Below are 24,851 nucleotides of genomic sequence, written 5' to 3' on the forward strand. Positions count from 1 at the left end.
CGCGATGCGCCATACCTTCTTCTGCATCGACGGCCATACCGCCGGCAATCCGGTGCGCCTGGTCAGCGGCGGCGCGCCGCTGCTTGCCGGTGCCTCGATGAGCGAGCGTCGCCAGGATTTCCTCGCCCGTTACGACTGGATCCGCACCGGCCTGATGTACGAGCCGCGTGGCCACGACATGATGTCCGGCGGGTTCCTGTATCCGCCGACGCGCGACGACAGCGACATCGGCGTGCTGTTCATCGAGACCAGCGGCTGTCTGCCGATGTGCGGCCACGGCACCATCGGCATCCTCACTTTCGGTCTGGAAAACGGCCTGATCGAGCCACGCACGCCGGGACGGCTGCGCGTGGAAGTGCCGGCCGGCATCATCGACGCCGACTACGTCGAGGCAGGCGGGCGCGTGCAGTCGGTGCGCATCCGCAACGTGCCCAGCTATCTCGCCGCCGAAGGCATCCGCATCGACGTGCCGGGCTTCGGGCCGTTGACGGTGGACGTCGCCTACGGCGGCAACTACTACGCCATCCTCGAACCGCAGGGACCATACGCCGGACTGGACGCACTCGGCGCGGCGCGCATCATCGAACTCAGCGGACAGGTACGCCGTCTGGTGCGCGAGATCTTCGAACCGGTACATCCCCTCGACCCGACCATCCGCGGCGTCAGCCACGTGCTCTGGGCCGATGTACCGAGAGGCGACGGCGCCGACGGTCGCAATGCCGTCTTCTACGGAGAGCGCGCGATCGACCGCAGCCCCTGCGGCACCGGCACCTCGGCGCGCATGGCGCACCTGGCCGCGAAAGGCCGGCTGCAGGTGGGCGACCGCTTCGTCCACGAAAGCTACATCGGCAGCCGCTTCACCGGCCGCGTCGAAGCCGCGACCACGCTCGGCAAACATGCAGCGATCGTACCTTCGATCGAAGGCTCGGCGATCGCCACCGGCTTCAACCAGATCTGGATCGATGAAGCCGACGCGTTCTGGCGCGGCTTCGTGGTGACATGAGCCGTACTGCACCAACACGACAAGACCGACATGACCGAAATCCTCGACCTCTCTCATCACGTCGCCGGCCAGGCAATTCCTGCCGTGGTCGCGCACGAGCAGCGCAACCCCGCGGCTCCCGACGACCTGATCGTGCACATACCGGAAGCCGGCACCGTGCTGGTGGCGCAGGCGGCACAGGCCGCCCGCAATGCACTGGCGCCATTCGCCGCGGCGGGGATCGAGGCACGCAGCGATGCCCTGTCGAAAATCGGCCGCGACATCGCCGCCAATGCCGCGGCACTGTCATTGCTGATCGCACGCGAGACCGGCAAGACACTGCGCGACGCCCGCGGCGAAACGATGCGCGCCGCGCGCATCTTCGAATTCTTCGCAGGCGAGGCGTTGCGCAATGCGGGCGAACGTTTCGAATCCACACGCGCAGGCGCGATGGTCGAAGTCATGCATGCACCGGTCGGGGTGGCGGGCCTGATCACGCCCTGGAACTTCCCGATCGCGATCCCCGCCTGGAAGATCGCGCCCGCACTCGCCTTCGGCAACACGGTGGTGTGGAAACCGTCCGAAGTGTCCTCGGCCACGGCCGCGGCGCTGATGCGGATCATCGCCAACGCGGGCTTGCCGGAGGGCTGCGTCAACCTGGTGTTCGGCGCCGGCGCTACCGGCGAGGCGATCTGCAACGAACCACGCATCGATGCGGTGTCGTTCACCGGCTCGGAAACCGTCGGCCGCCACGTGCGTGGCGTGGTCACCATGCGCGGCGCGCGCGTGCAGACGGAAATGGGCGGTGTCAACGGACTGGTCGTGCTGGCCGATGCCGACCTGGACATCGCCGTCGAATCTGCGGTCAACGGTGCCTTCTTCGCCGCCGGGCAACGCTGCACGGCGACTTCGCGCATCCTCGTCGACGACACCATCGCCGACGCATTCGTTGCGGGGGTGCAGTCGCGGATGAAGAACGTCACGATCGGCGATCCACGCCTCGAGCAGACCGACATCGGCCCCCTCGCCTCATCGCGACAGAAACAGCGCGTGGCGAAACAGGTCGCCGTCGTGCGTGACGAAGGACTGCCCACCGTGTTTGGCGCCGAGGCCGACATGGACGACAACTACTTTCCGCCGACCCTGTTCGATCGCGTCGGCAGCGGCAGCCTGCTCGCGCGCGACGAGATCTTCGGACCGGTGGCAGGATTGTTCCGCGTCGATGGGTTCGATGCGGCGATGGCGCTGCTCAACGAATCGCGCTTCGGCCTGTCCGCCGGCCTCTGCACGCGCTCGCTGAAGCACGCCGAGGCCTTCAAGCACGAGGCCCGTGCCGGCATGCTGATGATCAACCTGCCGACCGCCGGCATCGACTACCACGCGCCGTTCGGCGGCGTGGGCGATTCCAGCCATGGCCCGCGCGAACAGGGTCGTGCGGCCCGCGCCTTCTACACCACGATGCGAACAACCTACCTGCGCGCCGGGTAGACTCGCGGCATGAAGATCGTCACCCGGACGCTGTCCGACCAGGCTTTCGAAGTCATCCGCGAACGGATCCTGTCGACCCGGATCCCGCCGCTCGCGCCGATCCGCCAGGACGCGCTGGCCGAGGAACTGGGCATCAGCAAGATCCCGCTGCGCGAGGCGCTGGCCCGGCTCGAGCAGGACGGCCTGCTGGCTTCACACGTCAACCGCGGCTACTTCGTGCCGGCGCTGACCGCGGCGGAAGCCGAGGAGGTCTTCGCGCTGCGCCTGAAGATCGAACCCGAAGCCGCGGCCGCCGCCAGCCTCGATGCCGACGACGCGCAGCGCGATGCCGCCAAGGCCGCACTGGTCTCGCTGGAAGCCGCCGGCCACGGCGCCACGCCCGGCATCGTTTCACTCAACCGCGCCTTTCATCTTTCGCTGGTCCAGCCCGGCGGCCGCCAGATCACCTCGCAACTGGTCGAACGCCTGCACGTGCTGGCCGAACGCTACGTGCGCAAGCACCTGGAACCCGAAGGCCGCGACGTGCGTGCCGACAGCGAGCATCGTGCGATCCTCAAGGCCTGGCTCGCGCGCGACGCCAAACGCGTCGCCGCCTTGTTGGCGCAGCACATCACAATGACCCTGGACGACCTGCGCCTGCAGTTGCGCGAAGGTGCAGCGGCAAGCGAAGCGGCACCGTCACGCGTCGTAAAACGCAACGCGCGCGCAGTCGCATCAACCGCAGCACCACGACCGGTGCGCGCCGCGCGCGCGAAATGATCGTTTGAAGTGAGCGCGTGCCTGCTCCAGTGAGGCCCCTGCGACGCCTAATTCAAAGATCACCATCACGATCGAAAGAGATCGCGAGGCTGGGCTTCCCTCTTTGGAAACCCTGAAAGGCTTGCCTGGCTTTGCTGTCATTCCGAGCGCAGCGAGGGACCTGCTTATCGGATCGCGCAGGAAAAACAGGTCCCTCGCTGCGCTCGGGATGACAGGAAAATAATCCATGTCGGATTCTGGAATGGATTCCACTTCCGCAAAGTCATCGCCATGAACGCAGAAGCCCCGGTCGCAGGACCGGGGCTTCCTTGTTGTTGATGCCACGCTGCCCGGTCATCCGGGCAGCGCGCAACACGGACCGTCAGGCGCGGGTGCCGCGACGTGCTCCCGCATACGCACCCTGCCCGCTGCGATGCTGCTTCGGGCCGGCATGCGCATGCGCGCCGCGATCGCCCGGCTTGCCGTGCGGACGATGCGCGGCCTTGCCCGGCGCGCGCGTCGGCGGACGCTGTCCGCCCTGGCGCTGGCCGCCACCATTCTTCGGGATCGGCGTATCCAGGCGGATCGGCTTGCTCGGCGCGTAGCCTTCGATCACGTCCATCACCAGGTCGACCTTCAGCATGCGCTGGATCTGGCGTAGCAGGCCGCCTTCTTCCGGCGACACCAGCGACAAGGCTTCGCCGCTGGCGCCGGCGCGGCCGGTGCGGCCGATGCGGTGCACGTAATCCTCGGCCACCATCGGCAAATCGTGGTTGATGACCAGCGGCAGGTTGGGGATATCGAGGCCGCGCGCAGCGACGTCGGTCGCCACCAGCACGCGCGCCTTGCCGGCCTTGAACAGGTTCAGGGCCTTCTGGCGCTGCGCCTGGCTCTTGTTGCCGTGGATCGCGACGGCCTTCAGGCCGGCGGTTTCCAGCTGCTCGGCAAGGCGATTGCAGCCGTGCTTGGTCTTGCCGAAGATCAGCACCTGATCGGTGTGGCGCTTGCTGAGGATGTCGATCAGCAGGTCACGCTTGCGCGAACCGTCGACCGGGTGCGCGCGATGCACGATGGTCTCGGCGATGGTGTTGTTGGCCGCGACCTGCACCTGCTGCGGGTTGCGCATGAACTCCAGCGCCAGCGACTTGATCTGCGCCTCGAACGTCGCCGAGAACAGCAGCGTCTGCCGCTGCGCCGGGACGCGGCCGAGGATGCGCTTGATCGCGGGCAGGAAGCCCATGTCGAGCATGCGGTCGGCTTCGTCCAGCACCAGGATCTCGACCGCGTCGAGCTTGGCGGTACCGCGCTCGATGTGGTCGATCAGGCGACCCGGCGTGGCGACGAGGATGTCGACGCCGCGACGCAGGTTGTCCATCTGCGGGCCCATGCCGGCGCCACCGTAGATGGTGGTGACGTTGAGGCGCAGGTGGCGGCCATAGGTCTTGAGGCTGTCGGCGACCTGCACCGCGAGTTCGCGTGTTGGGGTCAGGATCAGCGCGCGCGGCTTGCGCGGGCCGTTGGGCGGGGTTTCCTTGGATAGGCGCTGCAGCAGCGGCAGGCCGAACGCGGCGGTCTTGCCGGTGCCGGTCTGCGCGCCGCCGAGCAGGTCGTGGCCGGCCAGCGCCAGCGGAATGGCTTCAGCCTGGATCGGCGTCGGCGTGGTGTAGTTGTTTTCGGCGAGCGCGCGCAGCAGCGCGGGCGACAGCCCGAGGGTTTCAAACGTCATTGGGTATAGCTCCGAGAATGGCTCCGGCCCGCCTGCTCTGTGGCGGCGGTCCGTTTACTCGAAGCTTCCTAGAAACCGCGCTGCGAGTAACTGATTTGACGGTTCCGGACATTCCGGACCGTGTCTGCGCGACGAAAGACGTGCGGGATAAGTGGCTGCAGTGGCCGGGATTGCTCCCCTTCGACCCTGCGGCAGGCGTACCAGGAACAGGCAGCCGCGTTGCAAACGGGGCAGAGTCTACGCGAAACAAGCTGAATGGGCCACCCGTTCGCCACCAGAAGATCGGCAGACGCGCGGTCCGACCTGCAGGCGGGCTTGGCCTGGGGTTACGAGGCACGGGCACAAGGCTTTTGCGACAATCGACCGCACCTGACGACGGAGGAAGAACGGCATGAGAGAAGGCCCGGGCATCCTGCTGGCACGCCTGCTGATGGCCAGCGTCTTCGTGGTGATGGGCGCCTACCGGCTGCTGATGGCGGCGGAAGGGGCGGCGATCCGCAACAGCACGCTGGTCTTCAGCGCGGTCGAACTGGTGCTGGGCCTGCTGGTCGCGATCGGCTGGAAGCTGCGCCTGACCGCCTCGCTGGCCGCATTGCTGATGCTGGCCGATGCCCTGCTGTCGCACCCGTTCTGGACGCTGCAGGGCACAGAACATGGCGCGCAGCTGCTGCACTTCATGAAGAACATCAACATCGTCGGCGGCTTCCTGCTGCTGGCCCTGCTCGCTGGCGGCAAACCGCGGCGTCTGTAGTCGACGGCCACGAAGTCCCCGCCGGATGCCTGCCGCGTACTCGCAATGGAGACGCATGCGACCGCGCGTAACGCTGTTTACGGCCGGCTTTTCGGCATGACCTTCGACACCCGCTCGCCCCTGTCGACCGGCGTAGAGTCGCCCGTGCGCCGCCCGCCGGGCCGCCTGCGCGAAATCCGGCCTCACGGCCGTACTCCCGAATCCACCACGCGCCCATCGGGCCGGAGAGCCTTACGTGACCGTCAACAAACCACAGATCCTGCTGCTGTCCCTGTCCGTCGCCATGGCCCTGGCCGCCTGCAAGCAGGACCCCGCACAGCCAGCGGCCGGCGCCGCCGATGCAAAGCCGACAGACGCCAAGGCCCTGACCCTGGATGAAAGCAAGCTGCCGCCGGTGAATCGCTTCCAGCCCGTCGATCTCGACAGCAAGGTCGACGCGTGCACCGACTTCAACGCCTTCGTCAACAGCAAGTGGCTGGCGGCCAACCCGATCCCGGGCGACCGTTCCAGCTGGGGTGCGTTCGAAATGCTGGCCGAGCGCTCCAACGCCGTGCAGCAGCAGCTCGCCGAACAGGCCGTGGCCGATGCGAACGCGACCGGTGTCGAGAAGATCGTCGGCGACCTGTACGCCACTGGCATGGACGAGGCCCGGATCAATGCGCTCGGCATCGAACCGCTGAAGGCCGACCTGGCCGAAATCGCCGCACTCACCGACACCGCCAGCATCGCCGAGTATCTGCGCAAGTCCGCCGCCGTCGGCGAAAGCACGATCTTCGGCTTCGGCTCCGGCCCCGACTTCAACAACCCGGGCGTCAACATCGCGTTCGCCATGCAGTCCGGACTGGGCCTGCCGGATACCACCTACTACACCGACGCCGACAAGCAGGACAAGCGCGATGCCTACGTCGCGCACATCGCCAGGGTGCTGGAACTGTCCGGCATCCCGGCGGCCGATGCGGCTACCCAGGCCAAGGACGTGATGGCGTTCGAAACGCGCCTGGCGAAAGTGTCCAAGTCCAACAAGGAACTGTCGCGCGACACCAAGCTGTACTACAACCCGATCTCGCCGGCCGACGCCGACAAGCTGACACCCAATTTCCCGTGGACGAAGTTCATCGAATCGCAGGGCATCGCCGTGCCGGCGATGTTCTCATTCGCGATGCCCGAATTCCACCAGGAAGTCAGCAGGATGCTGGCCGACGTGCCGGCCGCGCAATGGCAGAGCTACCTGCGCTACCACACCGTCGATGGCGCATCGCCCTACCTGAGCGATGACTTCGTGCAGGAACACTTCAACTTCCACAGCAAGGCGCTGCTCGGCCAGAAAGAGATCAAGCCGCGCTGGAAGCGCGTGCTCGGCGCCGTCAACAGCCAGGCTGGCGAAGCGCTCGGCCAGATGTACGTGAAGGTCGCCTTCCCGGACGAGTCCAAGCAACGCATGGAGCAGCTGGTCGACAACATGAGCGAGGCGCTGAAGGTGCGCATCGAGAACCTGGCCTGGATGAGCCCGGACACCAAGGCCAAGGCGCTGGAGAAGTGGAAGACCTTCGACCCGCGCATCGGCTATCCGGACAAGTGGCGCGACTGGAGCGGCCTGTCGACCAACCGCGACAGCTACCTCGGCAACGTGCTCGCCGCCAACGAGTTCAACTACAAGTGGGATCTGAGCAAGATCGGCCAGCCGGTCGACAAGACCGAGTGGGGCATGAAGCCGCAGACGGTCAACGCGTCCTACAACCCGCAGCAGAACCAGCTCACCTTCCCGGCCGCGATCCTGCAGCCGCCGTTCTTCGACGCCAAGGCCGACGATCCGATCAACTACGGCGGCATCGGCGCGGTGATCGGCCATGAGATGACGCACGGTTACGACGACCAGGGCAGCCGCTTCGACTCGACCGGCAAGTTCCTGGACGATCCGGGCTGGTGGACCAAGGGCGACTTCGATGCCTTCAAGGGCCTGACCGGCAAGCTAGCCGCGCAGTTCGACGGCTACGTGCCCGCTCCCGGCCTGAAGGTCGACGGCATGCATACGCTGGGCGAGAACATCGCCGATCTCGGCGGCCTGGCAACCGCGTACGACGCGATGAAGAAGGCTACTGCCGGCACGCCGGATCCGATGATCGACGGCATGACCCGCGACCAGCGCTTCTTCTACGGCTGGGCCACGGTGTGGCGCCGCTCGCATACCGAAGACGACATGAAGAACCGCCTGGCCACCGACGAGCACGCGCTGGCGCAGTTCCGCGCCATCGGTGCGCCGTCGAACCTGCCGGCTTTCGCCGCGGCGTTTTCGTGCAAGCCGGGACAGCCGATGGTGCGCGAGGGCGACAAGCAGGTGGTGATCTGGTAATCCGCTTTCGCTAGCGGTTATTGATGTGTGCGGAAAAGGCCCGGCAAGCCCGGGCCTTTTCTTTTGCAGGTCTTTTTTCTTTGGCAGGCATCAACGAGCCGATGCGCGTTTCTGCGCCCGATTTGAAAGGAAACAGGAAATTTTTGCTTCTTCGGCTTTCGGTGCTTTGATGCTTCTGCTTCGTTGGTGCTGTTGCTGTTTGCTTTCTAGCCGTCATCCCCGCGAAGGCAGGGATTCAGCGACTTGCCGCTCTTGCTCGTCATCCCAGCGTATGCCGGGATCCAGTGACTTGCTCCTGCCTTTGGTGTTGCGACGCATTTGCCGACCTTGCAGGTCGGGTTTCCGCCTGCTGCCGCAGTCGGGTCACTTTCTCTTGATGGGGCCAAGAGAAAGTAACCAAAGAGAAGGCCCCTCCCCGACAAGTCAATCCGGCCAGTTGGGGAGTGGCGCGCGATTTTCCGACTCGCCCTCCTGGCTCGGTCGGAAAACGGCGGCCATCCATGGCCGCCGCCCTTCGGGTCTATGGAGTAGCTCGGATCGCTGACAGTTCGTGCCAACAGCCAACAGCCAACAGCCAACAGCCAACAGCCAAAGACAAAGACAAAGACAAAGACAAAGACAAAGCAATCGGCAGGCTGCGAAGGACAACCAAACGCAGCAATTAAATTTCAAGCGAGAACAAGAACTCCGGCAACAACGAAAGCAGCCTCGAACCAGCACCCATCAAGTGCAACGCCTGCCAAGCCGGCTTCGGGCCCTTTCTTTGGTTACTTTCTTTGGGCCAGCAAAGAAAGTGACCCGCACGCGGTAGCGGGCGGAACAGCCGACCCGTAGGGTCGGGAACTTGCGTCGTTGCAACCCGGCTTGTATTAGTGCTCCTGCTTTGGGGAGATAACTAAAAAGGTCGGTTTGGCCAGTCTGCGGCTGTTGTAAAGCGCTTCCGCCCGCTTCGCGGTCGGCCACCCTTCGACAAAGTTCGGGACAAGGATCGGACTGCCCTTCCCTGAAACCGCGACCCCGTTCAGGGCCGCGGCCGCGGGCAGCTTGCTAGACTTGCGCGATCCCAATGCGATGGAACCCGCAATGCCCAACGCCCGCCCGCTTGCCCTGGCCCTGATCGTCGCCCTCGCCGCTTCGGTGTCCGCTCCCGATGCCGATGCCGCCAAGAAAAAGAAGGCCGCGCCGAAGAAAGCCGCCGCGGCCACCGCATGCAGCGATTTCTATGGCTTCAGCAACGCCGACTGGTTCAAGGCCAACCCACTGCCGGCCGATGTCGCTTCGGTCAGCGCGCTGGGCCAGATGCGCGAGCGCAGCGTGCAGCAGCAGCGCGACCTGCTCGATGGCGCCATGCGCGCGCCCCAGGGCAACGTGCAGAAGCTGCTGGGCGATTTCTGGGCCAGCGGCCTGGACGAAGCCGCGGTAGAAGCCGATGGCAGCAACTCGATCGCGCCGCTGCTGGCGCGCATCAACGGCATCCGCAAGGCCAAGGACATCGCCCCGTCGCTCGCCGCGCTGCACCAGGTCGGCATCCCGGTACTGTTCAACTTCAGCCCGGACGTCGATCTGGCCAAGCTCGATCGCCACATCGGTTACTTCGGCCAGGGCGGTCTGGGCCTGTCCGATCCCGAGTTCTATACGCGCAGCGACGCCAATACCAAGGCGCTGATGGAGCGCTACCGCGATTACGTCAAGAGCATCCTGACCCTCACCGGCACGCCGAAGGAACAGCTGGACGCACAGGTGCAATCGGTGATCGACCTGGAAACGCGCATCGCACAGGCGTCCCGGCCGCTCACGGCGCTGCGCGATCCGCGCGCCAACTACGCGCCGGTACCGGCGTCCGGCCTGAAGCAGTACAAGCGCCTGCAGTTGCGCGAGTTCCTCGAAGCGCAGGGCGTCAAGGACGACACCGTGTCGATGGCCAATCCGCAGTTGTTCGCGCAACTCGATGCGCTGGTCGGCTCGCTGCCGCCGGCGCAATGGCAGGCGTATCTGCGCTACCACGTCGGCAATGCGATGGCGCCGTACCTGTCCAAGCCGTTCCGCGATGCCGATTTCGCCTTCCGCGGACAGCTGCTGCGAGGTGAAACCACACCGGCGCCGCGCTGGCGTCAGGTGCTGGATGCGATCAACACCGCCGCCGGCCCGATGCTGGGCCGCGAGTACGCCGCGCGCTACCTGCCTGCCGCCACCGATGCGCGCGCCGAGGAGATCGCGAAACAGGTACGCGCCACGCTGGAGCGCCAAGTCGCGGAGAGCACGTGGCTGAGTGCCGAAGCCAAGGCGGCGGCAAAGGCCCGTCTCGACAACCTCAAGATCGAGATCGGCACCCCGAACCGCGACCTCGACTACACCGTGCAGCCGATGGGGCGTGGCAGCTTTGGCAGCAACATGCTGATCGCTTCCACCTGGCGTCATCGCGAGGAGATGAAGCGCATCGGCCACGGCAATGCCGATCGTCGCTGGGACGTGCTGCCGCAACATCCCGCGTTGGCCTACGACATCGCCCAGAACCGCCTGATCGCCACCGCGGCGACGCTGCAGGCGCCGGTGCTGGACATGAGCCGGGATGCGGCCACGCATTACGGCACATACGGCGCGCTGGTGGCGCACGAGCTCAGCCATGCGGTCGACAACAAGGGCCGCATGATCGATGTCGACGGCACCATCAAGAGCTGGTGGACACCGGCCGACGAAGCAGCCTGGCAGGAACGCGCTGGCAAGCTGGCCCTCCAGTACGACGGTTATGCGTATCCGGGACTGACCGGCGTCAAGGTCGATGGCCGCCAGACCAGCGAAGAGAATGCGGCCGACCTGGCCGGCATCGAACTGGCCTATGACGCTTTCAGCACCGATCCGTCCGCGGCTTCGGAAAGCGCCAAGCAGGCATTCTTCAAGGCCTGGGCGCAGCTGTGGGCGCAGCAGAACAGCGCCGATGCCGCGAAAGTGCTGGTCGCCACCGAAGTGCATGCGCCCGGGCAGTGGCGCGCAAATGGCCCGCTGGTCAACCAGCCGGCCTTCGGCGAGGCCTACCAGTGCAAGGCCACCACCAACATGCAGAAGAAGCCCGAGGAACAGGTGTCCTTCTGGCGCTGATTGCCGCCCAGGCGGAGCCCGCTCCGCCTGGTTTCATCTGAAGTCCCAGCGTCGGACGACGCGTTGCAGAACGGAGCCTGCTCCGCTCTGCAACGCGCTTCGCGTCAACGCACGATCCGCGGCCGGCGCGGCCCGCCCTTGCCGAACGGCGGCTGTCCGCGCCAGTAGCGGATCAGCAGCCAGCCGAACAGCATGCCGCCCAGGTGCGCGAAGTGCGCCACGCCCGGCTGCCAACCGCCGAAGCCGAGCACCAGTTCGAGCACGCCGAACACGATGACCAGCGTGCGCGCCTTCATCGGGATCGGCGGGATCAGCAGCATCACGCGCTGGTTCGGAAACAGCATCCCGTAGGCCAGCAGCAGTCCGAACACGCCGCCGGAGGCACCGATGGTCGGATACGCATTGCCGCCCTGTGCCACCGTCCACGAACCCACCAGCAACTGGCACACGCCCGCGCCGGCCACGCACACCAGGTAATACGTCAGGAAGCGGCGGTTGCCCCAGGTATATTCCAGCGGCGCGCCGAACATCAGCAACGCCAGCATGTTGAACGCCAGGTGCGCGAATCCGCCGTGCAGGAATCCGTAGGTCAGCAGCTGCCACGGCAGGAAACTCTGCTCCGGCGCGTAGGCATCGAAGCCGGTATCGCCGATCGGCCACAGCATGAAGGCCGCGAACGTCTCGTTGCCGAGCAGCATCTGCAACAGATAGGCGAGGCCGTTGGCAATGATCAACGCCTTGGTGATCGGCGGCAGATTGGAAAACATGGGGACTCCTGACAGTGCCCGCCTATCATAACGGCAGCACGCCCCGGCCGAGGCCGCCATGGATCTGCTGTGGCGCGATGCACCTGCGCGCAGTAAGCGTAGTGCGCAGCTCGCATGTCCATTTCAATCCGGCGGCATGCCCCAGATCTGTTCGTCGATCGTGGCTGCGGCCTTGATGCCGCGCACGCGTCCGTTCTCGACCCAAACGCCTTCCGCGCGCAACCGCCGCGTCTGCTCGGCGCGGCCCTTCGAGCCCTCGGGGAAGGCGATGTGGCCGTCGGAACGCAGCACGCGATGCCAGGGCAGGCGCGGATCCGGATTCTCGCTGAGCAGCCGCGCCACCATCCGCGCGCGCCCGGGCAAGCCGGCGCGGCGCGCGACTTCGCCATAACCGGCGACCTGACCGCGCGGAATCGCGCGGATTGCAGCCAGGATCCGGTCGGCGGCAGACAGTTCACCCATCGCGGATTAGCATAGCGGCATCCCTCAACGGCGTAATCTACCGACGATGCAGAATTTCGAGCAGATCCGCAGCCACCTCGCCGCCTCCGCCTTCCGCCTGACCATGCAGGAGCCGTACGTGGTCTGCGTCGAGCTGTCGCTGGACAACGGTCGCCGCCACCAGTCGATCTTCCTGTCGGAACTGCACGACGACGATGGTCGCAGCTACCTGCGCGTGGCCACCACCATCGCGCCGATCACCGGCGTCGATGCGCGCCGCGCGCTGGCGTTCAACTGGGAAAGCCGCGTCGGCTACCTGGCGATCGGCGATCTCGACGGCGTGCCGTACCTGCAGCTGTGCGAGAACCGTCCCTACGACGCGCTGTCGCCGGCCGAAGTCGATCGCCTGGTACTGGAGATCGGCGGCATGGGTGATCGCATCGAGCATGCGCTGTCGGCTGGCGGCGATCTGCTGTAGGACGGACGCCGGGCGGGCTCAAGCCTGCACCGCGCACCTTCGAATCGCATCGAACGCGGGTATCACACAACGAGCCTTGAAATTCCGAAGCGGCGAATCCTTTGCGGCGGGCTTGAGCCCGCCTTACGCCCAGCCCATCGCCTGGAGCAGCTTCAAGATTCCGTAGGCGATGCCGCCGGCGGCGGGGATCGTCAGTATCCATGCCCACACGATGCGCTCGATCACGCCCAGCTTCAGCGCGCGCGGATTCTTGGCGAAGCCCACGCCCATGATCGCGGTCGAGATGCTGTGCGTGGTCGATACCGGCATGCCGAAGTGCGCGGCCAGCGTCAGGATCGTGGCCGAACTCGTTTCCGCGGCGAAACCATGGATCGGATGCAGCTTGACCATCTTGTGGCCGAGCGTCTTGATGATCTTCCAGCCGCCGGCCGCCGTGCCCAGCGCCATGACCACGGCGCAGGTCAGCACGATCCAGGTGGCGATGTCCTGTTCGCCGGCCGCGCCCGGATGCAGGAATCCGAGCCACGTCGGCAGATTGTCCAGCGCCCCGCTCGCTTCGGCGCCGAACAGCGCCAGCGCGATGATGCCCATCGTCTTCTGCGCATCGTTGTGGCCGTGCGCATAACCCATGTACGCCGCCGATGCCAGCTGCGCCTTGCCGAAGAAGGCGTTGACCCAGCGTGGCCGCGCCAGCCGCGCGAGCACGCCGCCGGCACGCACCATCGCCGCGATGATCGCCCACAGCAGCAGCATCACCAGCACGCCGAGGATGAAGCCGGCGATCGGCGAGGTGATCATCGGCAGCAGCACCTTCCACAGCAGGCCCTTGTTCTTGGCCCAGTTGCCGACCGGTTCCGACCAGATCAGCGCCGCCCAGTCATTGTGCGCGGCGGCCAGCGCCGCACCGCACAGGCCGCCGATCAGCGCGTGTGACGACGACGACGGCAACCCTTTCCACCAGGTGATGAGGTTCCAGATGATGCCGCCACCGAGCGCGCACAGGATCACCTGCGACGTGACGTTGACCACGTCCGTGTCGATCAGGCCCGAGGCGATGGTCTTGGCCACCGCGGTGCCGGTCAGCGCCCCGATCAGGTTCATGATCGCCGCCAGCATCACCGCCTGGCCGGGTGTCAACACCTTGGTCGCGACGACCGTGGCGATGGAGTTGGCGGTGTCGTGGAAACCGTTGATGAACTCGAAGACGAGCGCCGCCAGGATCACCACCAGCACGAGGGATAACATCGCGACGCGTCCTCAGCTGTTCTTCAGCACGATCTGGTAGGCGACCACGCCGGCCTCGCGGCAACGGTCGATCGCTTTTTCCAGGATCTCGAAGAACTCCTTGAGCAGGAACATCTGCAGGTTGTCCAGGCGCCCGGAGTAGATGTCGCGATACAGTTCCAGCATCAGCCGGTCGGCCTCGTTCTCGATCGCACGCAGGCGGTCGTTGAGCGCGGTCATGCGATCGATGTTCATCTTGCGCAGTTCGGCCACCATCTCCACCACCACGCCCGCGGCCTGCTCGAGCATCGCTGCGCGTGGCGCGAAATCGATGCCTTCCAGGTGGCGCGTCGCCAGCGAGTAGCGGTCGGCGAACTTCTCGACCTGCTTGGGGATCTTGTACAGCGCCGAGCCCAGAGCCTCGATGTCCTCGCGCTCGAACGGGGTCATGAAGCTGTCGACCAGCGCCTGGCTGATCTTGTCCGAGGCCACGCGCTCGCGCTGGCGGGCCAGCTTGAAGGCATCCAGCGCCGGCTGACGATCGGTCGCCTTCATCATCGCGTGCAGGGCCCGGGTGCTGTCGTAGGCGGCCTGGGCCGCCTCGTCGAACAGGGTGAAGAACTGCTTGCCGGAGCCGAATATGGTCTGCAAAGAAAACATCGCGGGGCCTCGCCGATGGCTTGAGGTCTGATCGAAGGCGCGATTATGACGGCATCATGACGGTTGCGGCATTACTGTCTTGCGGCATGGCCCGCGCCAAGGGCTTCCTCCGCCCCTGTTATCATGCTCCCGGCGCCCTCGGCGCAACCTATGGACGACGACCCTACGCCCCTGCCCGCGCCCGCCACCGACCTTGTCGCGGTGCGCCTTCCCGTCGTCCTCCCTGCCCCCAAGTCGAACGAAGGCCCCGCGTGCTGGAGCTATTGATCGTCGTCGCCCTGATCGCCCTCAACGGCTTCTTCGCGATGTCCGAGATGGCGTTGATGACCTCGCGCAAGCTGCGCCTCCGGCAGATGGCGGAAGATCCCGCCCATCCCAGCCGCGGTGCGCGCAAGGCGCTGGCGCTGGCCGAACAGCCGGACGACCTGCTGTCGACCGTGCAGATCGGCATCACCCTGATCGGCATCCTCGCCGGCGTGTTCGGCGGCGACGCGATCGGGCTGATGATCGCCGACTGGATCGACGGCGTGTTCCCGGCCGCGCAGAAATACGCGCGCACGATCGGAATCACCACCGCCATCGTGCTGATCACCGCAGGCCAGGTCATCTTCGGCGAACTGATCCCCAAGCGCCTGGCGCTGACCAACGCCGAAGGCATCGCCAGCGGCGTGGCGATCCCGCTGGACATGCTGGCGCGCGGCGCCAAGCCGGTCGTGTTCGCGCTCGGCGCGATCAACCGGCTGGTGCTGCGCCTGCTCGGCATCAAGGACGACGCCCGCAACGCCATCACCGAAGAGGAAATCCGGCTGCTGGTGAGCGAGAGCCACGAGCAGGGCGTGATCGACGCGCACGAGCGCAACATGATGAACCGCGTGCTTCGGTTGGGCGATCGCACCGCCGAAAGCCTGATGACGCCGCGCATGCGCATCAGCTGGCTCGATGCCGCGGCGCCCTTCGAGGAAAACCTGGCGACCATGCGCGACACGCCGTTCTCGCGCTACCCCGTGTATCGCGGCAGCGACCAGGAAGTGCTCGGCATTCTCGAGGTGAAATCCCTGCTGGACCGCCTCGACCAGACCGCGCCCGAGCTTTTCGACGAACTGCGCCCGCCGCTGTTCGTGTCCGAATCCACGCATGCGATGAAGCTGCTGGAGATCTTCCGCGAAGAGCAGCAGTCGCTGGCGCTGGTGGTCGACGAGTACGGCGACATCCAGGGCATGGTCACCGTCAGCGACCTGATGGGCGCGATCCTCGGCCGCCTGCAGTCGCACGACAGCGGCGACGACGAGGCAATGGTGATCGTGCGCGAGGACGGATCGCTGCTGGTCGACGGCGCGCTGCCGATCGACGAACTGCGCGAACTGTTCGGCGGCGCCAGGCTGCCCGACGAGGAAGAACACGACTACCACACCGCCGCCGGCATGACGATCGCACGCTTCGGCCGCATCCCGCACGTCGGCGAACATTTCGCGTGGAGCGGCTGGCGCATCGAGGTGGTCGACCTCGACGGCCCGCGCGTGGACAAATTGCTGCTGACGCAGCTGGCTGAGCCGGACAGCGACGATGATGACGGCTGACCGCGACAACCCGCACGCCAAGCCGCGCGAACCCGGCACGCGCGCGTTGCTCGACGCACTGGCGATCGGCGATCCGGAAGAAGTGCTGAAGCTTCGCGACGTGCTCGCCGGCCTCGGCCGCAGCACTTTCGGCATGCTGCTGATGGTGGCAACCCTGCCCGCCTTCATCCCGATCCCCGGGCTGGCCGGCGCACTGAGCGGGCCGCTGGTGATGCTGGTCGGCATGCAGCTTCTGTTCCTGCTGCGCAAGCCATGGCTGCCCGGCTTCCTGGCCGAACGCGGCCCGCATCGGCGACTACTGGTGCGTTTCAACCAGCGCATCTCGCCGTGGCTGGGACGACTCGAACACCTGGTCAAGCCACGCCTGACCATCGTGCTCGATCACCCCGCCGCGACCCTGTTCACCGGCCTGCTGCTGGTGCTGCTGGGGGTACTGCTGTCGCTGCCGATCCCCTTCACCAACTACATCTTCGGCGCGCTGCTGCTGCTGTATGCACTGGCCTTGCTGGAACGCGACGGCGCACTGATGCTGGTCGCCTGGGCGCTCGGCATCTTCGAGATCGTCACCTTCGGCATGCTGTCCGGCAACATCGTCGCGATGGTGACGCGCTGGCTGGACGGCCTGTTCTGAGCTGACGGGAGCTCGATCCGTTCTTGTTCGCTTTGATCCGTGTCGAAACCGCTTTGCTTTCACCAGAAGAAGCAGCGGATCAGATCAGCAACCTCGCGAAATCCTGTGCACTCGACGGATGTCCGAGCCAGTAGCCCTGCGCCAGGTCGCAACCGCGTTCGCGCAGGATCGCGTACTGACCTTCCTTCTCCACGCCTTCGGCGACGACGGTGATGCCGAGTGAATGCGCCATCGCGATGATCGCGGTGGTCAGGGCAAGGTCGTCGGGATCGCGCAGCACGTCCGCGATGAAACTGCGGTCGATCTTGACGCCATCGACCGGCACGCGGCGCAGGTGGCTCAGGCCGGAGAAGCCGGTGCCGAAGTCGTCCAGCCACACCTTGACGCCGATGCTGCGCAGTCGCGACAACAGCGTGCTGGCATGGAACTCGTCGCCGATCACCGCGGTTTCGGTCAGTTCCACGTGCAGTTGCGATGCCGGCAGGCCGGTTTCCTTCAGGCAGGCTTCGACCAGGCCGGGCAGTTCGGCGCTTCGCAGCTGGCGCGGCGACACGTTGACCGACACGAACAGCGGCTCCTGCGTGGTGAATTCATCATGCCATCGCTTCGCATCGCGGCAGGCCACGCGCAGCACCTGCGGACCGATGCTTTCGATCAGTCCGCTCTGCTCGGCGACATCGATGAACACCGCCGGCGAAACCATGCCCTGCTCCGGATGATGCCAGCGCAGCAGCGCTTCGGCACCGACCAGCCGGTTGTCGACAAGGCGATAGACCGGCTGGTAGGCCACGCTCAGTTCGCCGCGCTCCCAGGCACCACGGAGCTCCTGTTCCATGCGCACGCGGCGCTCGACCGCCTGGTCCATCGCGCGACTGTAGAAGCGGTAGCAGTTCTTGCCGGCGACCTTGGCCTGGTACATCGCGATGTCACCGTTCTTCATCAGCATCGTCGCGCTGGAAGCATCTTCCGGAAACAGGGTGATGCCGATCGAGGTGCCGAGAAACACCTGACGATCGTGGATCACGATCGGCCGACTCAACTCGGACACCAGGTTCTCGGCCAGGCGGCTGGCCTTGTTTCGCACTTCGTCGCCGGGCAGCACGGAGCTCTGCAGCAGGATCACGAATTCGTCGCCGCCGAAACGCGCCAGCTGCGCGTCCTCGCCGCCAAGGCGCTCCACCGCCGCGCGGATGCGCGTTGAGAACTGCACCAGCACTTCATCGCCGGCTTCGTGGCCGAGCGTGTCGTTGACGCGCTTGAAGTCGTCGATGTCGGCGAACAGCAATGCCAGCTGCTTGCCGACGCCGCGCAGTTCGAGCAGGCGCTGGTCGAGGCTCTCGCGAAAGGCAAGCCGGTTCGACAGGCCGGTCAGCGCATCGGTATAGGCCATGCGGCGGATGTCGCGGTCGTGGCGCGCCACGCTCTGGCTCATGCGCTCGAAGGCACGCACCAGATCGCCGACTTCGTCGTTGCGATAGCTGACCGGCACCGAGCCGCCGAAGCGCCCGGCTTCGATCTCGCGCGCTGCATCGGCCAGACGCCGCACCGGCACGATCAGGGTGCGCTGGATCACCCACACCACGCCGATGCCCAGCGCCAGCAGCGACAGCATCAGCGCGATGACCAGTGCACGATGGCGACTGCTGAGTTCGGCAAGACTGGCGCGCAGGCCGGCACTGGCGCGCTCTTCATTCGCGCTCATCTGGGCCAGCGAGAACCCGATGCGCACGCCGCCGATGCGCTGGTCGCCGAGCTCGATCGGGCTGGATACATCCACGACATCGTCGGTCCACTGCGCATGCAGTCCGCGCGCGCGCACGACTTCGTAAGCCAGCGGATCCTGCATCGGCCGGCCATAGGTCGGGATGTCGCCCGAGCCATCATGAACGATGCGCCCCTGCGGATCGTAGACCAGTACGTAACTGATGCCCGGCTGGCGCAGCGTGTCGCGCGCAAGCGCACCGATCGCGTCGAGGTCGAAGTAGTACAACGGATTGGTCAGATTGTCAGCGAGCTGAGTCGCCGTCGATTCGCCGCGCCGGCGCAACGCGTCGATCATCTGGTCGTGCATGGCCTGGCGACTGATGCGGGTGATCTCGGACTGCGTCAGTGTCTGGCGCTGCCACAACAGGATCATCATCGTCGTGAAAAGCAGCAGTGCCAGCCCCATCAGCGCCAGCAACTGCATCTGCAGACCGATGCGGAAACGCTTCATTCCACCTCCGCGCGCACCCGCGCCACGCCCTTGCGCAGGTGCTTGAGCGCATGTTCGGAGTCAGGATCGATCGGCAGGAAGCGGGTCGTCTTGAAGAAGCGCAGCAGCGCGTCGCGGGCATCGGGATCGTCCGCTGCCTGGATCAGCACCTCGCGAAGGCGCGCCTCGACCCTGGGATCGAGGTTCCCGCGCACCACTTCCACCGCACGCGGGTATTCGGGCGTGCGATGCAGGACCTGCAGCTCGCCACGATAGCTGGACGGCATCCGCTGCGGGTTGCCCCAATCCAGGTTGCTCATCACGCCGACGTCGACCAGCCGCTTGTGCACCCAGTTGGCGATGTTGAGCTCGGAGCGCGCGAACACGAAGCCGACCGTGTCGTCGCCGGGCTTGTCCATCGGCGACATCAGCAACTCCAGGCCCATGCCGCGCTCCAGCAGTTCCGCGGCCGGCACGAAATAGGCGCTGGTCGAACCGGTGTTCTGGAACGCCACGCTGCGGCCGCGCAACTGGTCGAGCGAAGTGAGCCCGCTGTCTCGGCGCGCGAAGAACAACGTGCGGTAATGGCTGACCCCGTCGCGCTCGGTCATCAGCAGCAGACGGGCGTTGGCGCGCTCGGCCAGCGCCACGCCGGTACCCGAGGTTTCGGTGACCCAGTCGACGCGGCCGCGGCGCAGGTAGCTGGCCATCTGCCGGGCGTCGCGCGCCATCAGGATGCGGCCTTCGCGAATGCCGACGCCGGCCATGCGCGGCACCACGTAGTCCAGCAGCGGCTTGAGCTGCTCGTAGTGGGCCTTGGGGTCGTCGCTGATCCGCCCCAGCACCAGCACGTGCGGATCATCGACCGCCCGTGCGGCGGACCAGGGCAGCAACATCGCCACGGCCAACAATCCGGCGGCGAGTCGCGCGGTCAATGCGGCCAAGATGCGGGTCCCCGGGATTGCGACGGGTGAGCCTAGCCTAACCGGCGGGCGGCGGACAACGAATTCGCCGCTCTTTGCTGGACGACCTTCAGCCCGGCCCGGTTTCGGTGGCGATGGTGTCGAGGCTGAAGCCGCTTCCGCAGGATTGGCCGGTTCATGCCTTGCGTGCCAGCATGGCCATCCGCTGCGTGTCGGCCAGGATGCCGCGCAGCAAACGCACCTCCTTGGCATCGAGGTTGGCGCGCAGGTACAGGCGGCGCAACTTGCGCATCGCCGACTCCGGCGCGCGCCCCTTATGGAAGTCGATCTCGTCCAGCGCCTGCGCGAGCTGCGCGAACAAGCCTTCGAGTTCGGCATGCGGAGCCAGCACGCGCGCTTCCGGGGAGGCGTCGGCGGCCGTCCGCTCGAGCTGAGCCAGGCGTAGTTCGTAGGACAGAACCTGGACCGCGGCGGCCAGGTTGAGCGAGCTGTAGCCCGGATCGGCCGGGATGTGCACCGCCGCATGGCACAGCTGCAGTTCCTCGTTGCTCAACCCGGTGCGTTCGCGCCCGAACACCAGCGCCACCTCGGCATCGCCGGCAGCGGCATCCCAGCTCCGCGCCGCCGCTTCCCGGGGCAGCAGCTGCTCCAGCGCAACGCGCCGGTCACGCGCGGTGCAGCCCAGTACCAGCCGGCAATCGGCAACAGCCTCGGCCAGGGTTTCGAATATCGGCGCTTCGACCAGCACGTCGTCGGCGCCAGCGGCCATCGCCACGGCGTCGGCATGGGGAAAACGTTCGGGCGCCACCAGCACCAGCCGGCGCAGGCCCATGGTCTTGATCGCGCGCGCGGCCGAGCCGATGTTGCCGGGATGCTGGGTGCCGACCAGCACGATGCGGAAGCGTGAAACAGGAGTCTCCATGGATGAATGTTAAACTGCGCGCGCCGGCCTCCGCGCCGGACCGCTCTTTACCCCCGTCAGCCCTGCCCGTGCCCTGGAGGCCGTCCGCGTCATGCAAAAACCCGCAGTCACCATCATGGTCAAGGCAGCTCGAGCGGGCGGCAGCGTGCTGTTGCGTCATCTCGGCAAGCTGGACGCGCTCAACGTGGTCGAGAAGGACCGCATGGACTTCGCCAGCGAGGTCGACGGCCTTGCCGAACAGGCGATCATCAAGGAACTGAAGCGCTCGTTTCCCGACTACGGGATCCTGGGCGAGGAAGGCGGCGCGCAGAAGGCCGGCCGTGGCGGCGGCAAGTTCACCTGGGTGATCGACCCGCTCGACGGCACCAGCAACTATCTGCGCGGCTTTCCGCACTACTGCGTATCGATCGCGCTCACCGAGAACGGCGAGCCGACCCACGGCGTGATCTTCGACCCGATCCGCAACGAACTGTTCACCGCCAGTCGCGGCGCCGGTGCCGTGCTCAACGACCGCAAGATCCGCGTCGCGGATCGCAAGGAACTGGCCGGCAGCGTGCTGGTCACCGGCTTCCCGCCGCGCGAGCGCGTCCGCGCCGGCGCGCAACTGGAATGCATCCGCGAACTGCTGCGCGACGCCGAGGACGTGCGCCGCACCGGCTCGGCCGCCCTGGACCTGGCTTACGTCGCCTGCGGCCGCCTGGATGCGTACTTCGAAGCCGGCGTGAAGCCTTGGGACATCGCCGCCGGCGCGCTGATGGTGCGCGAGGCCGGCGGCCGCGTCTGCGACTATCGCGGCGCCAGCCTGGGCCGCATGGACGTGGTCAGCACCACCGTCGGCCAGATCGTTGCCGGCAACGTCAAGGTGGTCGACCCGCTGCTGAAGACGATTGCATCGTCGGGGTATGCGAAGACGTTTGGATGACAAATCCTGCAGGGCGGCGCCTGTCGCCCTGCAAAACCACGATGCACAAAAAAGGCCGCGCATTGCGCGGCCTTTTTTTGGTGAAGCACAGCCGCTTACGGTCTGCGCGCCAGCGCGGCCTCGTCCTTGGCCTTGGGCATCAGGTCCTGCTTGCTGACCTGCAGCGGACCAATGGTCAGCAACGGGCAGGCGACGAAGATCGACGACAGCGTGCCCAGCACGATGCCGATCATCTGCGCCTCGGCCATGCCCTGCAGCGAGCCGCCGCCGTACAGGTACAGCGCGAGTACGGTCAGGAACGCAACGAACGAGACGATGATCGTGCGCGACAGGGTCTGGTTGATCGAGGCGTTGAGGATCTCGCGCGGCGGCGCGCGCATCGCACGGAAGTTCTCGCGCACGCGGTCGAAGACCACGATCTTGTCGTTGATCGAGTAGCCCAGCGCCGACAGGATGCCGGCCAGCACGGTCAGGTCGAACTCGTGCTGGGTCACCGCGAACCAGCCGGCGACGATAATGATGTCGCTGAGCGTGGTGATGATCGCGGACACCGCGAACTTCCACTCGAAGCGGAACGAGATGTAGGCCAGGAAGCCGACCATCACGAACAACAGCGCCCAGATGCCGTTCCAGGCCAGTTCCTTGCCGACCTGCGAGCCGACATAGCCGCTGCTCATCCGTTGCGCGGGATTCCCGGCGCTGGTGACGATGCTGACCACGTGGTCGGCGATCTGCGTCGGATCGGTCTGCTGGCCCGCGCCCTCCTTGCCCTGCAGGCGGATCAACAGGTCGTTGCCGGAGCCGAAGGTCTGCACCTGCGCGCTGGTGTAACCGGCATCGGCCAGCTTGCTTCGCACGGCATCGACGTCCGCCAGCTTGGCGAAGCGCACTTCCACGGACGTGCCACCGGTGAAGTCGAGTGCGAAATTGAACTGCATCGTCGCGATCGCCACGATCGAGGCCAGCGTCAGCAGCGCCGCCACCGTCAGCGACACCCAGCGCATGCGCATGAAGTCGATCTTGGTGCCGTACGGGATCAGGTTCAACGGGAATATCTTCATGGTCGTATTCTCCGTCAGATCGCGACTGACTTGATTTTGCGACGGCCGCCGTAGATCAGCGTGGCGATGCCGCGCGACACCGAGACCGCGGTGTACATCGAGGTCAGGATGCCGAGGATCATCGCCACTGCGAAGCCCTTGATCGGCCCGGTGCCGAACGCGAACAGGGCGATGCCGGCCAGCAACGCGGTGAGGTTGGCGTCGGCGATCGTCCCGGAGGCGCGGTCATAACCAGTGGCGATCGCGGTCTGCGGCGGCAGGCCAGCACGCAGTTCCTCGCGTATTCGCTCGTTGATCAGCACGTTGGCGTCGACCGACATGCCCACGGTCAGCGCGATGCCCGCCAGGCCCGGCAGGGTCATGGTGAAGCCGAGCATCGACATCAGCGCGACCACCATCAACAGGTTCAGCATCAGCGCCACGCAGGTGATGATGCCGAACATGCGGTAATAGATCAGAAAGAACACCAGCGCGAACGCGAACGAGTACAGCACCGCGCGCAGGCCGCGCTCGACGTTCTCCTTGCCGAGGCTGGGGCCGACGACGCGCTGCTCGACGAAGTCCATCGGTGCGGCCAGCGCACCGGCGCGCAACAGCAGCGCCAGGTCGGCCGCTTCCTTGGTGCTTTCCAGGCCGGTGGTCTGGAATTCGCGGCCGAGCGTGCTCTGGATGGTCGCCACCGAGATCACCTGTTCGCGGGTGCGGGTGGTGCGCACCTCCTTGCCGTCGACCATCTTCACTTCGGGAATGCGTTCGGTGTAGACCACCGCCATCGGCTTGCCGACGTGCTGGCTGGAATAGTCGAACATGCGCTGGCCGCCAAGGCTGGTCAGGCGCACGCGCACGCCGGGCGTGCCGGTTTGCGCGTCGAAGAACGAGGAGGCGTCCTGCAACTGGTCGCCGGAGGCGATGATGCGCTTGTTGAGGATGATCGGGATCGGCTTGCCGTCGGGCCCGAGTTCCTTGCGGTGGAAGATGCGCCCCTCCGGCGGCACCGTGCTCGGCTCGTAGGGATTGCCTTCCTGGACCACGCCGCGGTATTCCAGTGTCGCCGTCGCGCCGAGGATGCGCTTGGCCTGAGCGGTGTCCTGCACGCCCGGCAGCTGCACCACCACGCGTTCGCTGCCCTGGCGCTGGATGATGGGCTCGGCCACGCCGAGTTCGTTGATGCGGTTGCGCAGCGTGCCGACGTTCTGCTCGATGGCGCTCGCCAGCGTCTTCTGCAGTTCTTCCTCGGGCACGGTCAGGCTGATGCGGTCGCCTTCGATGTCCATGGCCAGCGTCGGCAGGTCGCGCGCGATCAGCTGCCGGGCCTTGTCGGCATCGGCCGCATTGCCGAGCATCACCCGCAGCGAGTTGTCGCCGAGGCGCTCGACCGAACGATAGGGGACGCGGTTGTCGCGAAGCACCACGCGCAGGTCTTCCAGATAGGCCTCGAAGCGCTTGTCCAGCGCGGCCTTGCGGTCGACCTCCATCAGGAAGTGCACGCCGCCCTGCAGGTCCAGACCCAGCAGCATCGGCTTGGCGTTGATCGCCTCCAGCCACGGCGGCACCGTCGATGCCAGGTTGAGCGCGACCACATAACCATTGCCCAGGTCAGCCAGCGCATCGGAAGCCCTGGTCTGCGCGTCCGGGCTGTCCAGGCGCACCAGCAGGTTGCCGTCCTTGCCGACCTCGATCGCCTTGGGGGTGACCCCGGCGGCCTTCAGTGCGGCATCGACCTTTCCGCGCAGCGCGGCGTCGATCGTGGCACCGCGATTGGCGGTGATCTGCACCGAGGGATCCGACGGGAACAGGTTGGGCAGCGCGTACAGCGCACTCACCAGCACCACGACCAGGATGACGACGTATTTCCAGCGCGCGTATTCGAGCATCGGCAAGACCCGCGCGCGACCCGCTGGCCGCGCGCATCAGAGGTGG

At 66.2% G+C, this 24,851-nt stretch carries 20 protein-coding genes; 10 read left to right on the top strand and 10 right to left on the bottom strand.

The window, feature by feature from the left end:
* The first annotated feature begins 4 nt into the window (after nt 1–4).
* From IP90_RS05625 to IP90_RS05635, 3 genes are read left to right on the top strand one after another with little or no spacing between them, the layout of a single operon-like run.
* Nucleotides 5–1,003 (top strand): 4-hydroxyproline epimerase, encoded by a 999-nt coding sequence (locus tag IP90_RS05625; RefSeq protein ID WP_144898632.1) that lies wholly within the window; start codon nt 5–7, stop codon nt 1,001–1,003.
* Nucleotides 1,004–1,033: 30 nt separating this feature from the next.
* On the top strand, nt 1,034–2,470 hold the full coding sequence (locus IP90_RS05630) for an aldehyde dehydrogenase family protein (protein WP_144898633.1): 1,437 nt from the start codon (nt 1,034–1,036) through the stop codon (nt 2,468–2,470).
* Nucleotides 2,471–2,479: 9 nt separating this feature from the next.
* The gene (locus IP90_RS05635) at nt 2,480–3,229 is read left to right on the top strand and encodes a GntR family transcriptional regulator (protein ID WP_144898634.1); all 750 of its coding nucleotides are present in this window, start codon (nt 2,480–2,482) and stop codon (nt 3,227–3,229) included.
* Nucleotides 3,230–3,590: 361 nt separating this feature from the next.
* Here the strand turns inward: IP90_RS05635 and IP90_RS05640 are convergent, their stop codons facing one another.
* Entirely contained in the window at nt 3,591–4,934 is a 1,344-nt protein-coding gene (locus IP90_RS05640) for a DEAD/DEAH box helicase (RefSeq protein ID WP_144898635.1), read from the bottom strand.
* Nucleotides 4,935–5,325: 391 nt separating this feature from the next.
* Between IP90_RS05640 and IP90_RS05645 the strand changes: the two genes are divergently transcribed.
* The 3 genes from IP90_RS05645 (at nt 5,326) to IP90_RS05655 (ending at nt 11,131) form a co-directional block, all read left to right on the top strand.
* Nucleotides 5,326–5,685: a hypothetical protein gene (locus tag IP90_RS05645; RefSeq protein ID WP_144898636.1), complete on the top strand. Its 360-nt coding sequence runs from the start codon at nt 5,326–5,328 to the stop codon at nt 5,683–5,685.
* 259 nt (nt 5,686–5,944) lie between these two features.
* Nucleotides 5,945–8,035 (top strand): M13 family metallopeptidase, encoded by a 2,091-nt coding sequence (locus tag IP90_RS05650; protein WP_199753412.1) that lies wholly within the window; start codon nt 5,945–5,947, stop codon nt 8,033–8,035.
* Between the two features lie 1,083 nt (nt 8,036–9,118).
* Nucleotides 9,119–11,131: a M13 family metallopeptidase gene (locus tag IP90_RS05655; RefSeq protein ID WP_144898637.1), complete on the top strand. Its 2,013-nt coding sequence runs from the start codon at nt 9,119–9,121 to the stop codon at nt 11,129–11,131.
* A 104-nt stretch (nt 11,132–11,235) separates the two neighbouring features.
* Here IP90_RS05655 and IP90_RS05660 read toward each other — a convergent pair whose 3' ends face one another.
* Together IP90_RS05660 and IP90_RS05665 are read right to left on the bottom strand one after the other, a co-directional pair.
* On the bottom strand, nt 11,236–11,898 hold the full coding sequence (locus tag IP90_RS05660; RefSeq protein ID WP_144898638.1) for a rhomboid family intramembrane serine protease: 663 nt from the start codon (nt 11,896–11,898) through the stop codon (nt 11,236–11,238).
* A gap of 123 nt (nt 11,899–12,021) precedes the next feature.
* Entirely contained in the window at nt 12,022–12,360 is a 339-nt protein-coding gene (locus IP90_RS05665) for an MGMT family protein (RefSeq protein ID WP_144898639.1), read from the bottom strand.
* Between the two features lie 46 nt (nt 12,361–12,406).
* On the opposite strand from IP90_RS05665, the gene IP90_RS05670 reads away from it, so the two are divergent.
* A complete protein-coding gene (locus IP90_RS05670) occupies nt 12,407–12,817 on the top strand; it encodes a hypothetical protein (RefSeq protein WP_144898640.1) in 411 nt (136 codons plus the stop codon).
* A gap of 123 nt (nt 12,818–12,940) precedes the next feature.
* Here IP90_RS05670 and IP90_RS05675 read toward each other — a convergent pair whose 3' ends face one another.
* Together IP90_RS05675 and IP90_RS05680 are read right to left on the bottom strand one after the other, a co-directional pair.
* The gene (locus IP90_RS05675) at nt 12,941–14,062 is read right to left on the bottom strand and encodes an inorganic phosphate transporter (protein ID WP_144898641.1); all 1,122 of its coding nucleotides are present in this window, start codon (nt 14,060–14,062) and stop codon (nt 12,941–12,943) included.
* Nucleotides 14,063–14,074: 12 nt separating this feature from the next.
* Nucleotides 14,075–14,701, bottom strand: a complete 627-nt coding sequence (locus tag IP90_RS05680; RefSeq protein ID WP_144898642.1) for a DUF47 domain-containing protein — start codon at nt 14,699–14,701, stop codon at nt 14,075–14,077.
* A 251-nt stretch (nt 14,702–14,952) separates the two neighbouring features.
* Here IP90_RS05680 and IP90_RS05685 point away from each other — a divergent pair, with 251 nt between their 5' ends.
* The gene (locus IP90_RS05685; protein WP_144898643.1) at nt 14,953–16,278 is read left to right on the top strand and encodes a hemolysin family protein; all 1,326 of its coding nucleotides are present in this window, start codon (nt 14,953–14,955) and stop codon (nt 16,276–16,278) included.
* Complete coding sequence (locus IP90_RS05690) at nt 16,268–16,909, top strand: exopolysaccharide biosynthesis protein (RefSeq protein ID WP_144898733.1); 642 nt, start codon at nt 16,268–16,270, stop codon at nt 16,907–16,909. Before IP90_RS05685 ends, IP90_RS05690 begins: the two co-directional genes overlap by 11 nt.
* 79 nt (nt 16,910–16,988) lie before the next feature.
* On the opposite strand, the gene IP90_RS05695 is transcribed toward IP90_RS05690, so the two are convergent.
* The 3 genes from IP90_RS05695 to IP90_RS05705 form a co-directional block, all read right to left on the bottom strand.
* The gene (locus tag IP90_RS05695) at nt 16,989–19,124 is read right to left on the bottom strand and encodes a putative bifunctional diguanylate cyclase/phosphodiesterase (protein ID WP_144898644.1); all 2,136 of its coding nucleotides are present in this window, start codon (nt 19,122–19,124) and stop codon (nt 16,989–16,991) included.
* Nucleotides 19,121–19,999: a phosphate/phosphite/phosphonate ABC transporter substrate-binding protein gene (locus tag IP90_RS05700; RefSeq protein ID WP_144898734.1), complete on the bottom strand. Its 879-nt coding sequence runs from the start codon at nt 19,997–19,999 to the stop codon at nt 19,121–19,123. Before IP90_RS05700 ends, IP90_RS05695 begins: the two co-directional genes overlap by 4 nt.
* 202 nt (nt 20,000–20,201) lie before the next feature.
* A complete protein-coding gene (locus IP90_RS05705; protein WP_144898645.1) occupies nt 20,202–20,948 on the bottom strand; it encodes an RNA methyltransferase in 747 nt (248 codons plus the stop codon).
* A gap of 91 nt (nt 20,949–21,039) precedes the next feature.
* Between IP90_RS05705 and IP90_RS05710 the strand changes: the two genes are divergently transcribed.
* Nucleotides 21,040–21,870: an inositol monophosphatase family protein gene (locus tag IP90_RS05710; protein WP_144898646.1), complete on the top strand. Its 831-nt coding sequence runs from the start codon at nt 21,040–21,042 to the stop codon at nt 21,868–21,870.
* Nucleotides 21,871–21,965: 95 nt separating this feature from the next.
* Here the strand turns inward: IP90_RS05710 and secF are convergent, their stop codons facing one another.
* Both secF and secD read right to left on the bottom strand, forming a co-directional pair.
* Nucleotides 21,966–22,931 carry a protein translocase subunit SecF gene (secF, locus tag IP90_RS05715; protein ID WP_144898647.1) on the bottom strand — a complete coding sequence of 322 codons (966 nt, stop codon included), beginning with the start codon at nt 22,929–22,931 and terminating at the stop codon, nt 21,966–21,968.
* Nucleotides 22,932–22,945: 14 nt separating this feature from the next.
* Nucleotides 22,946–24,805, bottom strand: a complete 1,860-nt coding sequence (gene secD, locus IP90_RS05720; RefSeq protein ID WP_144898648.1) for a protein translocase subunit SecD — start codon at nt 24,803–24,805, stop codon at nt 22,946–22,948.
* Nucleotides 24,806–24,851 lie beyond the last annotated feature (46 nt).

Source organism: Luteimonas cucumeris (assembly GCF_007830035.1).
In the GTDB taxonomy this organism is placed as follows: Bacteria; Pseudomonadota; Gammaproteobacteria; order Xanthomonadales; family Xanthomonadaceae; genus Luteimonas_C; species Luteimonas_C cucumeris.